This is a genomic window from Pseudomonas sp. B21-053 (assembly GCF_026016365.1).
Taxonomy (GTDB): Bacteria; Pseudomonadota; Gammaproteobacteria; order Pseudomonadales; family Pseudomonadaceae; genus Aquipseudomonas; species Aquipseudomonas nunensis.
Genome location: NZ_CP087205.1, coordinates 1,913,847 through 1,926,301, shown reverse-complemented (window position 1 = coordinate 1,926,301; position 12,455 = coordinate 1,913,847). Strand labels below are relative to the sequence as shown.

At 57.7% G+C, this 12,455-nt stretch carries 11 protein-coding genes; 1 reads left to right on the top strand and 10 read right to left on the bottom strand.

Annotation, left to right across the window (positions count from 1 at the left end):
• Positions 1-26: 26 nt before the first annotated feature.
• Positions 27-479 (bottom strand): PaaI family thioesterase, encoded by a 453-nt coding sequence (locus LOY68_RS08810; RefSeq protein WP_163909109.1) that lies wholly within the window; start codon positions 477-479, stop codon positions 27-29.
• Positions 476-952: a PaaI family thioesterase gene (locus LOY68_RS08805; protein WP_163909108.1), complete on the bottom strand. Its 477-nt coding sequence runs from the start codon at positions 950-952 to the stop codon at positions 476-478. The genes LOY68_RS08810 and LOY68_RS08805 overlap by 4 nt, the downstream gene beginning before the upstream one ends.
• 158 nt (positions 953-1,110) lie before the next feature.
• Here LOY68_RS08805 and LOY68_RS08800 point away from each other — a divergent pair, with 158 nt between their 5' ends.
• Positions 1,111-1,368 carry a hypothetical protein gene (locus LOY68_RS08800; protein ID WP_054049624.1) on the top strand — a complete coding sequence of 86 codons (258 nt, stop codon included), beginning with the start codon at positions 1,111-1,113 and terminating at the stop codon, positions 1,366-1,368.
• Between the two features lie 68 nt (positions 1,369-1,436).
• On the opposite strand, the gene LOY68_RS08795 is transcribed toward LOY68_RS08800, so the two are convergent.
• The 8 genes from LOY68_RS08795 to LOY68_RS08760 all read right to left on the bottom strand — a co-directional run bounded on the left by LOY68_RS08795 (position 1,437) and on the right by LOY68_RS08760 (position 12,421).
• On the bottom strand, positions 1,437-1,838 hold the full coding sequence (locus tag LOY68_RS08795; protein ID WP_265044148.1) for an MAPEG family protein: 402 nt from the start codon (positions 1,836-1,838) through the stop codon (positions 1,437-1,439).
• Positions 1,838-2,575, bottom strand: coding sequence for a DUF599 domain-containing protein (locus LOY68_RS08790; protein WP_265044146.1), 738 nt, complete (start codon positions 2,573-2,575; stop codon positions 1,838-1,840). Before LOY68_RS08790 ends, LOY68_RS08795 begins: the two co-directional genes overlap by 1 nt.
• A gap of 256 nt (positions 2,576-2,831) precedes the next feature.
• Positions 2,832-4,145: a branched-chain amino acid transport system II carrier protein gene (brnQ, locus tag LOY68_RS08785; protein ID WP_054049466.1), complete on the bottom strand. Its 1,314-nt coding sequence runs from the start codon at positions 4,143-4,145 to the stop codon at positions 2,832-2,834.
• Positions 4,146-4,540: 395 nt separating this feature from the next.
• Positions 4,541-5,422, bottom strand: coding sequence for a succinate--CoA ligase subunit alpha (sucD, locus tag LOY68_RS08780; protein WP_008148605.1), 882 nt, complete (start codon positions 5,420-5,422; stop codon positions 4,541-4,543).
• Positions 5,422-6,588 carry an ADP-forming succinate--CoA ligase subunit beta gene (gene sucC / locus LOY68_RS08775; RefSeq protein ID WP_008148602.1) on the bottom strand — a complete coding sequence of 389 codons (1,167 nt, stop codon included), beginning with the start codon at positions 6,586-6,588 and terminating at the stop codon, positions 5,422-5,424. Before sucC ends, sucD begins: the two co-directional genes overlap by 1 nt.
• Before the next feature lie 200 nt (positions 6,589-6,788).
• Positions 6,789-8,225 carry a dihydrolipoyl dehydrogenase gene (lpdA, locus tag LOY68_RS08770; RefSeq protein WP_054049464.1) on the bottom strand — a complete coding sequence of 479 codons (1,437 nt, stop codon included), beginning with the start codon at positions 8,223-8,225 and terminating at the stop codon, positions 6,789-6,791.
• Between the two features lie 98 nt (positions 8,226-8,323).
• On the bottom strand, positions 8,324-9,547 hold the full coding sequence (gene odhB / locus LOY68_RS08765; RefSeq protein ID WP_265044142.1) for a 2-oxoglutarate dehydrogenase complex dihydrolipoyllysine-residue succinyltransferase: 1,224 nt from the start codon (positions 9,545-9,547) through the stop codon (positions 8,324-8,326).
• Between the two features lie 42 nt (positions 9,548-9,589).
• Entirely contained in the window at positions 9,590-12,421 is a 2,832-nt protein-coding gene (locus LOY68_RS08760; protein ID WP_054049460.1) for a 2-oxoglutarate dehydrogenase E1 component, read from the bottom strand.
• Between the last annotated feature and the right edge of the window lie 34 nt (positions 12,422-12,455).

The following is a 12,455-nucleotide window of genomic DNA, read 5'->3' as shown; positions in this document are numbered from 1 at the left end:
GTTGTCATCAGAGTTTGGGGCTGAGTTCAGGATTTCAAGGGCTCTTCGATTTTGAAATGCCCTCGGGCCGTGGCAATCGGCTCGGATTCGGTGCTTTGCCAGGCCGTCACCGCCACGTTGGCCACCCGCCGGCCCTGCCGGCATACCTGGCAGCGAGCCCAGGTATCACGAAATTGCCCGGTGCGCAGGTAATCGAGGGAGAAGTCGATGATCTTCGGCACACCCGGCGAGCCGGTGAAGATCAACAGGTGCAACGCCGCAGACAGCTCCATGAACCCGGCAATCACGCCGCCATGAATCGCCGGCAATAAAGGGTTACCAATGTTGTCCTTGTTGGCCGGCAGGCGAAACAGCAGGTCATCCCCGACCCGCGAACATTCGACGCCGATCAACTTGGCGTAGGGAATCAGGTGCAGCAGCGAGGCGTAGTCCCCTTGCGCGTGGGCTTGCTGGAGTTGTTCCTTGAAGGAGTCCGTCATTTCGCACCTCCGGTGATGGCGCCACCAAAGCCTTTGGTGCCCTTGATGCCCTTGCCCATGCGCATAAAGGTGCCAACGACGTGGGCGATGGGTTGTTGCGGGTCGTCCTGATAGGCAAAGCCTCGGGCGAAGATCACATCGGTGGTGACCCGGTAGCATTGGGCGAAACCGTAGACGTCCTTGTGAGGTTCGGCGGCGTGCATGTAGTCGATGCGCAAATCCAGGGTTGGGCAGACTTCGAATTCCGGCAAAACGCACAGGGTGGACATGCCGCACGCGGTGTCCATCAACGACGTCAGGGCGCCGCCGTGAATGACACCGGTTTGCGGGTTACCGACGATTTGCGGGCTGTAAGGCAGGACGACCGTTAGTCCGTCAGTACTCGCGCTGTGAACGCGCAAGCCCAGCACCTGGCAATGCCGCAGCGCTGACAGGAATCGTGTTGCACGCTCAAAAACGGGGTTTTCGGCCATTTGATAAATCCCTTCTTAGTATCCCGACAAAGCCTCAGATGAATCAGGCAAAAGTTCCATCGCGTTTAAAACTTATATATCTGTATGAAATGAGGAACTTATCGATGACGGCTGTGCTCGAAAGGCCAGTAGATATATTCCATAAGGAGAAACACCCCATGCGTAAGACTTTAGCTATTGCCTTGATGTTGACCGCTTCCCTCGGTCTCGCTGCCTGCGATAAAAAATCCGAGGACAAAGCTCAAGATGCCAACCAACATGCTGAGCAAGCTCAGCAAGACATGAACAAAGCTCAGGATAAAGTGAACGACGCTGCGAAAGAAAACGCCGAAGCTGCCAAAGCTCAGGCTGAATCGAACAAAGCCGCTGTTCAAGAGTCGGCTCCAGCCGCTCCTGCTGAAGCACCTAAAAACTAAAACAGTTTTTAGCGTGACAAAAGAAAACCCGCCATGTGCGGGTTTTCTTTTGCCTGTTAGTTGGTGATTTAGATCAACACGGTTCTAAAAGTCGGACTAATCATCAGCAATAACGAGCAGACTAACCCGATCAACCACACCAGGCTGCGCTGCCAGGCTAGATCCGCCCAATAACACAATAAATAGAGGATGCGCGTGATCACAAAGATGATCGCCAGCGAATCGATCAGCCACCCTGCCGTCTGCGTGGTGTGCGCCATCAACACCCCCACCGCAAATAATATGAACGCTTCAAAACAATTCTGATGGGCCGCTACGGCGCGGGCACCGAAGCCGGTCAGTTGCGCCTGTTGCTGGCGCGGCAAGTGATTGTTGTAGCCGCCCTGCTCTTTCATGGCCCTGGCCACGGGCATGCGGGCCACGTAGATCAGCAATGCACTGATAAACACACACCAGAACGGAATACTCATCAAGCGGCCTCTTTGTTGGCTTCGGGCAATGGCGCCTCTGTAGGGGTATAGACCATCACGTCGAGAACGTCGGAATGAAACTCCCGGCGATACAACACCAGCACGACGCCGGCGCTCATCAACATGAACAACCAGGGGCTGACGAACCACGCGAGCATGGTCATGCCGAAGTAGTAGGAGCGCAGGCCGAAGTTGAACTGGTTGGCCGCCATCGAAATCACCCGCGCCGCCCTTGCCGCAAAGGCTTTGCGCTCCTGCTCGGAAACGTGTCGCTCACCGATCATCGGCGCTGACCCCACCAGAATTGCCGCGAAGTTGTACTGACGCATGCACCAACTGAAGGTGAAGAACGCATAGACAAACACCAGCGCCAGGCACAGCAACTTGATCTCCGACATGCCTTGGGACGCCTGCTGAACCATGGGAATATCCGCGAGCAACGACACGGCTCGTTCGGATGCGCCGAGCACCGTGAGAATGCCTGCCAGGATAATCAGCGTGCTGGAGGCGAAGAACGAGGCGTTGCGCTCCAGGTTGCCGATTACGCTCGCGTCGGCGATGCGGTTGTCCCGCAGCAGCATGCGGCGCATCCAGTCTTCGCGGTACAGGTGCAGCACGCTGGCCAGGCACGCGGTGTCGCGGCCCTTCCACGTCGCATAACGGGTGTAACCGCCCCAGCAGATGGCGAACCAGAGTGCGGCGATGAAGTGGATCAGGTTGGCGTGGATGAACGACATGCAGGTCCTTTTGATGGATTTGGCAAAGCAAAACTGTGGGAGCGAGCCTGCTCGCGAAGACGGTGGATCAGCCAACATCAACATTGAATGATAAGACGCCTTCGCGAGCAGGCTCGCTCCCACATGGGTGTTCGCAATGGTTCGACGTTAGCTCGCGGAAAAAGACACTGCCTCATCCCCATAAAAAATGCCCCGTATCGATTGATACGGGGCATTTCTGTTTAACCGACTGCCCGCTTGTGACGGGCGATCAGGTTTACGCCAAGGCTTCGTCGCGCTTGCCCAGCATGCGGTCGCACGCGGCGGCGACGACCAGGGTCATCACCGACGGCACCAACCACGCCAGGCCTTGCTCGCTCAGCGGCAGGTGCGACAGCTGCGTCGGCATCCAGTCCGCCAGGCCGGCGCCCTTGAGCGCGTCGATCAGGCCGAAGATGAACGACACCAGCATCACCGGACCGACAATGCGGCTCTGCTCACGCCAGAAGTCCTTGCAGAAGCTCAGGGCGACCAGAGCGATGCACGGCGGGTAGATCGCGGTCAGCACCGGGATCGAGAACGCGATCAGCTTGGTCAGGCCCAGGTTGGACACAAACAGCGAGAACACCGCCAGGATGATCACCAGTGTCTTGTAGGACAGTGGCAGCACGCGGCTGAAGTATTCGGCGCAGGCGCAGGTCAGGCCGACCGCCGTCACCAGGCAGGCCAACGAGATCAGCACCGCGAGGAAACCGCTGCCCAGCGAACCGAAGGTGTGTTGCACGTAGGCATGCAGGACGGCCGCGCCGTTCGCGGCACCAGCGGCCACTTCATGGCTGCCCGAACCGAGACGGAACAGGCTGACATACACCAGCGCCAGACCGACGCCGGCAATCATCCCGGCAATGATCGCGTAACGGGTGATCAGCGCAGGCGATTCGACACCACGGGAGCGGATCGCGTTAACGATAACGATGCCGAACACCAGCGCGCCCAGGGTATCCATGGTCAGGTAACCATTGATGAAGCCTTGGGAAAACGGTGCCGCCACGTATTCCGGGGTGGCCACGCCGATATCACCGGCCGGCAAGGCGAACGCGGCGATGCCGAGCACGGCCAGGGCGATGATCTTCAGCGGCGCGAGGAAACGTCCTACGGTATCCAGCAGACGGCCCGGATACAGCGAGATGAAGAACACCAGCAGGAAGTACACCGAGCTGTAGAGGAACAGTGCCAGCGGGCTCTCGCCGGTCAACGGCGCCAGGCCCACTTCGAAGGACACGGTTGCAGTGCGCGGCGTGGCGAACAACGGGCCGACCGCCAGGTAGCACGCAGCGGCCAGCAGGCCACCGGCGACTTTACCGATCGGGCTGCTCAACGCATCCATGGCACCGCCGACCTTGGCCAGCGCGACCACGGTGATCACTGGCAAACCGACCGCCGTGATCAGGAAACCCAGCGCCGCCATCCAGACATGAGGCCCGGACTGCAAACCGACGATAGGCGGGAAGATGATGTTGCCAGCCCCGACAAACAGGGCGAATGTCATAAAACCAAGTGCCAGGATGTCCTGGCCTTTCAACACTTTCATTAAGGAAATACCACACTACTGAATCGGAATTTAGAGAGGGATTTCCCTGTTGGGTGAGGGAAATGCTGTCGATCCGTATAGGACCAACCCGTTTAGCGCGTAGCGGCCTTGTGGGCTGCGGACGCAAAAATGGCTGCTAGCCTAACGAATTTGCCCGACGAACGCACTGTTAGAGGGCGAACTATCCGATACGCGACATTTCTGTGTCGCGTTTACATATCTAAATTTCATCAAAAACAGCAAAGATCAAAAGATCGCAGCCTTCGGCAGCTCCTACATGGGATTGCGCTCAAACTGTAGGAGCTGCCGAAGGCTGCGATCTTTTGATCTTCAGAAACAACAAAGGCCACCCGAAGGTGGCCTTTGTCTGGTGAAGCGTCAGCTAAGCGCGAGGCTTACTTGATCGCCCAACCGGTCAGCTCGGACAAAGCCTTGCCGATGTCTGCCAGCGAACGCACGGTTTTAACGCCTGCGTCTTCCAGGGCAGCAAACTTCTCGTCTGCAGTGCCTTTGCCGCCAGAGATGATTGCGCCAGCATGGCCCATGCGCTTGCCCGCAGGGGCAGTCACACCAGCGATGTAGGAAACAACCGGCTTGGTCACGTGTGCCTTGATGTAGGCAGCCGCTTCTTCTTCAGCCGAACCGCCGATCTCGCCGATCATAACGATCGCTTCGGTCTTCGGGTCTTCCTGGAACAGCTTCAGGATGTCGATGAAGTTCGAACCCGGGATCGGGTCACCGCCGATGCCGACGCAAGTCGACTGACCGAAACCGGCGTCAGTAGTTTGCTTCACAGCTTCGTAGGTCAGGGTGCCGGAACGGGAAACGATACCGACCTTGCCTGGCAAGTGAATGTGACCTGGCATGATGCCGATCTTGCATTCGCCTGGAGTGATCACGCCTGGGCAGTTAGGACCGATCAGGACTACGCCCAGTTCGTCACACTTGACCTTGGCATCCAGCATATCCAGGGTAGGAATGCCTTCAGTGATGCAAACGATCAGCTTGATGCCGCCGAATGCTGCTTCCAGGATGGAGTCTTTGCAGAAAGGAGCTGGAACGTAGATAACGCTGGCGGTGGCGCCAGTGGCAGCTACAGCATCTTTCACGGTGTTGAACACTGGCAGACCCAGGTGCTCGGTGCCGCCTTTACCAGGAGTAACGCCACCCACCATCTTGGTGCCGTATTCGATGGCTTGCTGGGTGTGGAAACTACCTTGCGAACCGGTAATACCCTGGCAGATAACTTTGGTGTCTTTATTGATCAGGACGCTCATTATTTGCCCTCCGCAGCTTTGACAACTTGTTGAGCAGCGTCGGTCAGGCTGGTAGCAGCGATGATGTTCAAACCGCTTTCTGCCAGTACTTTAGCGCCCAGCTCAGCGTTGTTGCCTTCAAGGCGAACAACAACCGGGATTTTCACGCCGACTTCTTTCACTGCACCGATGATGCCTTCGGCAATCATGTCGCAACGAACGATGCCGCCGAAGATGTTGACCAGTACTGCAGCGACGTTAGTGTCGGACAGGATGATCTTGAACGCTTCGGTAACGCGTTCTTTGGTAGCACCGCCGCCCACGTCGAGGAAGTTGGCTGGTTTGCCGCCATGCAGGTTGACGATGTCCATGGTACCCATGGCCAGGCCAGCACCGTTGACCATGCAACCGATGTTGCCTTCCAGTGCTACGTAGTTCAGTTCGAACTTGGCAGCGTGCGCTTCGCGCGGATCGTCTTGCGACGGATCGTGGAAAGTCTTCAGCTTAGGCTGACGGTACATGGCGTTGGCGTCGATGTTGATCTTGGCGTCGAGGCAATGCAGATCGCCGTCAGCCTTGATCACCAGCGGGTTCACTTCCAGCAGAGCCAGGTCGTGATCCTTGAACAGCTTGGCCAGACCTACGAAGATCTTGGCGAACTGAGCAACTTGCTTGCCTTCCAGACCCAACTGGAATGCCAGCTCGCGACCCTGGAATGGCTGAGCGCCAACCAGTGGATCGATAGTGGCTTTCAGGATTTTTTCTGGAGTGTCGTGAGCGATTTTCTCGATGTCCACGCCACCTTCGGTGGAAGCCATGAACACGATGCGACGGCTCGAACGGTCAACGACAGCGCCCAGGTACAGCTCTTTAGCGATATCAGTGCACGATTCAACCAGGATCTTGGTGACTGGCTGACCATTGGCATCAGTCTGGTAAGTCACCAGACGCTTGCCCAACCACTGTTGAGCGAATGCTTTGGCGTCTTCTTTGCTGCGAACCAGCTTAACGCCGCCCGCTTTACCGCGACCACCTGCGTGAACCTGGGCTTTGACAACCCATTCGGTCCCGCCGATTTTGTCGCACGCTTCTGCTGCTGCTTCCGGGGTGTCTACGGCGAAACCCTGGGATACTGGCAGGCCGTATTCAGCGAACAGCTGCTTACCCTGATACTCGTGAAGATTCATGCTTATTACCGTCTTCGTTAGGTACTGCGCATTCGGTGCTGCACTTATTCAAGTGCCGCACCACCTGTGACTGCTGCTTGCGTAGGTGTTCCGGATAACCGGTGAGACTACGCAAGGCTGCGTCCGGCGGACATTCCGCGGTGAGTCTTGCACGCAAGGCTCACGACGGGCCTTCCGCCGTGGTTTCTTATTGTCTTGTCTTAACGCTTCTTGCGGTTGGCGATGTGAATGGCGCCGCCATTCACTGCCAGAGCAGCTTCGTGCAAGGCTTCGGACAGGGTCGGATGGGAGAAAACCATCATGCCCAGGTCTTCGGCACTGGTGCCGAATTCCATACCGATCGCGCCCTGCTGAACCAGTTCTGCAGCGCTCGGGCCAATCACGTGGACGCCCAGTACGCGGTCAGTCTTGGCATCAGCAATGACTTTCACGAAACCGCCGGTGTCGTTGGCTGCCATGGCACGGCCACTGGCTGCGAACGGGAAAGTGCCGACGTTAACTTCAACGCCTTCAGCTTTCAAGGTTTGCTCGGTTTTACCGACCCACGCGATCTCCGGGTGAGTATAAATAACAGACGGGATCAGGTCATAGTTGATCTGGGCTTTGTGGCCCTTGATGCGTTCTACAACCATGATGCCTTCTTCGGACGCCTTGTGCGCCAGCATCATGCCGCGAACCACGTCACCGATTGCGTAAACGCCCGGAACGCTGGTAGCGCACTGGTCGTCAACGAAAACGAAACCACGTTCGTCGATGTTCACACCGCTGTCAGCTGCCAGCAGCTCGGTGGTCACTGGACGGCGACCAACGGCAACAATCAGCTTGTCGAACGTGATGTTCTGTTCGCCATTGGCATCGGTGTAGTTCACAACGACTTCGTCGCCATTCACTTTGGAACCGGTGACGCGAGCGCCCAGCTTGATGTCCAGACCTTGTTTGGTCAGGGTCTTGAAGGCTTCTTTCGAAACGGCTTCGTCAGCGGCTGGCAGGAACTTCTCCAGCGCTTCCAGAACCACGACTTCGGAGCCCAGACGGGACCAGACCGAACCCAGCTCCAGACCGATCACGCCAGCGCCGATCACGCCCAGACGCTTAGGTACGGTTTGGAATTCCAGCGCGCCGGTCGAATCGACGATCACGTTCTGGTCAACCGGAGCCGGTGGAATGTCGATCGGACGCGAACCGGAAGCCAGGATCACGTTCTCGGCTTCGATGATTTCAACGGTGCCGTCTGGCTTGGTCAGCTCGACTTTCTTGCCGGCCAGCAGTTTGCCGTGGCCTTGCAGGGAAGTAACGCCGTTAGCCTTGAACAGGGTAGCAACGCCAGAGGTCAGGCCTTTGACGATGTTGGCTTTACGGCCAACCATTGCTGCCACGTCCATGGTCACGCCAGCGTGATTGATACCGTGGATCGCGAAGCCTTCTTTGGCTTCCTTGTATTTCCAGGAGCTGTCCAGCAGCGCCTTGGATGGAATGCAGCCGACGTTCAGGCAAGTACCGCCCAGAGCCAGTTTGCCTTCCTTGTCGGTGTATTTCTCGATGCAGGCAGTGCTGAGACCCAGTTGCGCTGCTTTGATGGCAGCCACGTAGCCGCCAGGGCCCGCACCGATCACTACTACGTCAAATTTCTGCGACATTCAAAAAATCCTCTTTTGGCAACAAGCTTGAAGCCGCAAGCCTCAAGCCAAGCTGCAATTGCTTGCAGCTTGAAGCTTGAAACCTGCAGCCGCTTCTATCAGATATCCAGCAGCAAACGAGCCGGGTCTTCCAGCAGGTTCTTGATGGTAACCAGGAAGGTCACAGCTTCTTTGCCATCGATCAGACGGTGATCGTAGGACAGAGCCAGGTACATCATCGGACGGATAACGACCTGACCGTTGATCGCCATAGGACGCTGCAGAATGTTGTGCATGCCCAGGATGGCCGCTTGCGGCGGGTTGACGATCGGAGTCGACATCATCGAACCGAAGGTACCACCGTTGGTGATGGTGAACGTACCACCGGTCATTTCGTCCATCGACAGCTTGCCGTCACGCGCCTTTTTGCCGAAAGCAGCGATGCCGCCTTCGATTTCAGCCAGGCTCATCAGTTCGGCGTTACGCAGGACCGGTACAACCAGGCCGCGGTCGCTGGAAACAGCCACGCCGACGTCGGCATAACCGTGGTAAACGATGTCAGCACCGTCGATCGACGCGTTGACAGCCGGGAAGCGTTTCAGCGCTTCGGTGGCAGCCTTGACGAAGAACGACATGAAGCCCAGGCGTACGCCGTTGTGGGACTTCTCGAACAGGTCCTTGTACTTCGAACGCAGGGCCATGACTTCGGTCATGTCGACTTCGTTGAAAGTAGTCAGCATCGCCATGTTCGACTGAGCTTCTACCAGACGCTTGGCAACGGTGGCTCGCACGCGGGTCATCGGTACGCGCTTCTCGATGCGGTCGCCAGCAGCGAACACAGGAGCAGCGGCGGCCGGAGCAGCAGCCTTGGCAGGTGCGGCAGCCGGAGCGGCTTTCTTGGCAGCAACAGCGGCTACGACGTCTTCCTTGGTTACACGACCGCCTTTGCCGGTGCCGGCAACGGAAGCGATGTTGATGCCGTTTTCTTCAGCCAGCTTGCGAGCAGCCGGTGCAGCAACAGGATCGTCTTCGCCTTCGGCAGCCGGGGCAGCAGCTTGTGTAGCGGCCGGAGCAGCGGCAGCAGCTGGAGCGGCAGCAGCAGCGCCGCCCTCTTCGATCGAGCCCAGGACTTCGTCGGACAGAACGGTGTCGCCTTCGTTCTTGACGATTGCGCCCAGCACGCCGTCGGCGGTAGCCAACACTTCCAGTACCACTTTGTCGGTTTCGATATCGACGATCAGGTCATCACGCTTGACGGCGTCGCCTGGTTTTTTGTGCCAGGTGGCAACGGTGCCATCGGCAACCGATTCCGGGAAAGTGGGGGCTTTGATTTCGATAGCCATTATCTGTGGGTCCTTAAATTCGGTTTCAGGTGCGCGAAGGCGTTAAACAGTAAAGGCGTCTTGCAACAGTTTTTCCTGCTGCTCAGCGTGCATCGATGCATAACCACAAGCAGGTGCAGCAGAAGCATCACGGCCGGCGTACTCGAGAACGAGTGCCTTGTTGTGATTGCCAATGATGCGGCGCATGTGGTGTTGGCTGCAGTACCAGGCACCCTGGTTCATCGGCTCTTCCTGACACCAAACGATATGTTTGAGGTTGGTGTACGGAGCCAGGACTTCGTTCAAGTCGTCCTCAGGGAATGGGTACAGCTGCTCGATACGCACGATGGCGATGTCATCACGACCTTCGGCACGGCGTTTTTCCAGCAGGTCGTAGTAGACCTTGCCGCTACACAGAACAATGCGCTCGACCTTTTTCGGGTCTTGAACATCGATTTCCGGGATAACGGTCTGGAACGAACCTTCGGCCAGATCTTCCAGGGTCGAAACGGCCAGTTTGTGACGCAGCAGCGACTTCGGTGTCAGCACGATCAACGGCTTGCGCAGCGGACGAATCACCTGACGACGCAGCAAGTGGTAGATCTGGGCCGGTGTAGTCGGCACGGCAACCTGAATGTTGTGCTCGGCGCACAGCTGCAGGTAACGCTCCAGACGAGCCGAAGAGTGCTCCGGACCCTGACCTTCATAACCGTGCGGCAGCAGCATGGTCAGACCGCAAAGACGGCCCCACTTGTGCTCGCCACTGGTGATGAACTGGTCGATAACCACCTGGGCACCGTTGGCGAAATCGCCGAACTGGGCTTCCCAGATCACCAGCGCCTCAGGCGTGGTGGTCGAGTAACCGTATTCGAACGCCAGTACGGCTTCTTCGGACAGGAACGAATCGAACAGGTCGAAACGTGGCTGGCCCTTGTACAGGTTCTGCAACGGGATGTAGCTGCCCGCGTCTTTCTGGTTGTGCAAGACAGCGTGACGGTGCGAGAACGTACCGCGACCGATGTCCTGACCCGTCATGCGGATCGGGTGACCTTCGAACGCCAGGGTCGCGTACGCCATGGTTTCGGCGTAACCCCAGTTGATCGGCAGGCCGCCGACTTGCATTTTCTGACGGTCTTCGTAGATTTTCGAAACCTGGCGCTGAACCACGAAGCCTTCTGGAATTTCCAGCAGCTTGGCGGACAGTTCCTGCAAGGTTTTCAAGTCGAAACGCGTGTCGTGACGTGCAGTCCAGGCGTGGCCCAGGTACGGACGCCAGTCCACGAACAACTCTTTGTTCGGCTCTTTGACCAGGCTTTTCACAACATGCAGACCGTTGTCCAGCGCGTTGCGGTATTCGTCGATCTTGGCCTGTACACGCTCATCATCCACCACACCGGACTGAGTCAGGCGTTCGGCGTACAGCTCACGGGTGGTGCGCTGCTTGGTGATTTGCTGGTACATCAGAGGCTGGGTGCCGCTTGGCTCGTCAGCTTCGTTGTGGCCGCGACGACGGTAGCAGACCAGGTCGATTACCACGTCACGCTTGAACTGCATGCGGTAGTCGATAGCCAGCTGGGTCACGAACAATACGGCTTCCGGATCATCACCATTCACATGGAGGATCGGCGCCTGGATCATTTTCGCGACGTCGGTTGCGTACTCGGTGGAACGCGAGTCCAGCGGGTTGCTGATGGTGAAACCAACCTGGTTGTTGATCACGATGTGCACGGTGCCGCCGGTTTTGAAACCGCGGGTCTGCGACATCTGGAAGGTTTCCATCACCACGCCCTGACCGGCGAATGCCGCGTCACCGTGGATGGAGATCGGCAGAACCTTCTCACCGGTAGGGTCGTTACGACGATCCTGACGGGCGCGAACCGAACCCTCGACCACTGGAGAAACGATTTCCAGGTGGGACGGGTTGAAGGCCATGGCCAAGTGAACTTCACCGCCGGCGGTCATGACGTTGGACGAGAAGCCCTGGTGATATTTAACGTCACCGGAACCCAGCTCGACCTTCTTCTTGCCTTCGAACTCGTCGAACAACTCGCGCGGGTTCTTGCCGAAGGTGTTGACCAGCACGTTGAGACGGCCACGGTGGGCCATGCCGATCACGATTTCCTTGGTGCCGTAGGAACCGGAACGCTGGATCAGCTCATCGAGCATCGGAATCAGGCTCTCGCCGCCTTCCAGACCGAAACGCTTGGTACCCGGGTATTTGGTGCCCAGGTATTTTTCCAGACCTTCGCCGGCAGTAACACGTTCGAGCAGGTGGCTCTTGATGTCGGCGGAGTACGTCGGACGGCCGCGCACGCTTTCCAGACGCTGCTGGAACCACTGGCGCTGCTCGGAATCGGTGATGTGCGTGAATTCAGCGCCGATGGTGCGGCAATATGTCTGCTGCAACGCTTCGTGAATTTCGCGTAGGCTCGCCTCCTCTTTGCCGATGAACAGGTCGCCGGCACGGAAGGTCGTATCAAGATCGGCATTGGTCAAGCCGTAATGATTGATCGACAGGTCTGCAGGTGCAGGACGCTGCCACAGCCCCAGCGGGTCAAGCTGGGCTGCCTGGTGGCCACGCATACGGTAGGCCTGGATCAATCGCAGCACTTCAACTTGCTTCTTCTCGTGCTCACTGCTCACGCTGCCGGCGGAAACCGGTTGTGCGCGGCGCTGGTTCTTTGCCAGCAAGACGAAATGATCGCGAATTGTGGAGTGCGAAACATCGGTGGCAGTGTTGCCGTCAGCAGGCAACTTCTGAAAGTAGGTGCGCCACTCTTCTGGCACAGCGTTAGGGTCGTGCAGGTAGAGCTCATAGAGCTCTTCCACATAGGCAGCGTTACTACCGGATAGGTAGGCGCTGTTCCACATGCGCTGCATCACGCTTTCTTGCATGCTTGGTCACCCTCGGTTAGGGGAACACCACCGG

What these genes read in the sequence shown, in the direction of transcription:
- LOY68_RS08810 (WP_163909109.1), bottom strand. Translation starts at nt 479, where the DNA reads ATGACGGACTCCTTCAAGGAACAACTCCAGCAAGCCCACGCGCAAGGG.
- LOY68_RS08805 (WP_163909108.1), bottom strand. Translation starts at nt 952, where the DNA reads ATGGCCGAAAACCCCGTTTTTGAGCGTGCAACACGATTCCTGTCAGCG.
- LOY68_RS08800 (WP_054049624.1), top strand. Translation starts at nt 1,111, where the DNA reads ATGCGTAAGACTTTAGCTATTGCCTTGATGTTGACCGCTTCCCTCGGT.
- LOY68_RS08795 (WP_265044148.1), bottom strand. Translation starts at nt 1,838, where the DNA reads ATGAGTATTCCGTTCTGGTGTGTGTTTATCAGTGCATTGCTGATCTAC.
- LOY68_RS08790 (WP_265044146.1), bottom strand. Translation starts at nt 2,575, where the DNA reads ATGTCGTTCATCCACGCCAACCTGATCCACTTCATCGCCGCACTCTGG.
- brnQ (WP_054049466.1), bottom strand. Translation starts at nt 4,145, where the DNA reads ATGAAAGTGTTGAAAGGCCAGGACATCCTGGCACTTGGTTTTATGACA.
- sucD (WP_008148605.1), bottom strand. Translation starts at nt 5,422, where the DNA reads ATGAGCGTCCTGATCAATAAAGACACCAAAGTTATCTGCCAGGGTATT.
- sucC (WP_008148602.1), bottom strand. Translation starts at nt 6,588, where the DNA reads ATGAATCTTCACGAGTATCAGGGTAAGCAGCTGTTCGCTGAATACGGC.
- lpdA (WP_054049464.1), bottom strand. Translation starts at nt 8,225, where the DNA reads ATGTCGCAGAAATTTGACGTAGTAGTGATCGGTGCGGGCCCTGGCGGC.
- odhB (WP_265044142.1), bottom strand. Translation starts at nt 9,547, where the DNA reads ATGGCTATCGAAATCAAAGCCCCCACTTTCCCGGAATCGGTTGCCGAT.
- LOY68_RS08760 (WP_054049460.1), bottom strand. Translation starts at nt 12,421, where the DNA reads ATGCAAGAAAGCGTGATGCAGCGCATGTGGAACAGCGCCTACCTATCC.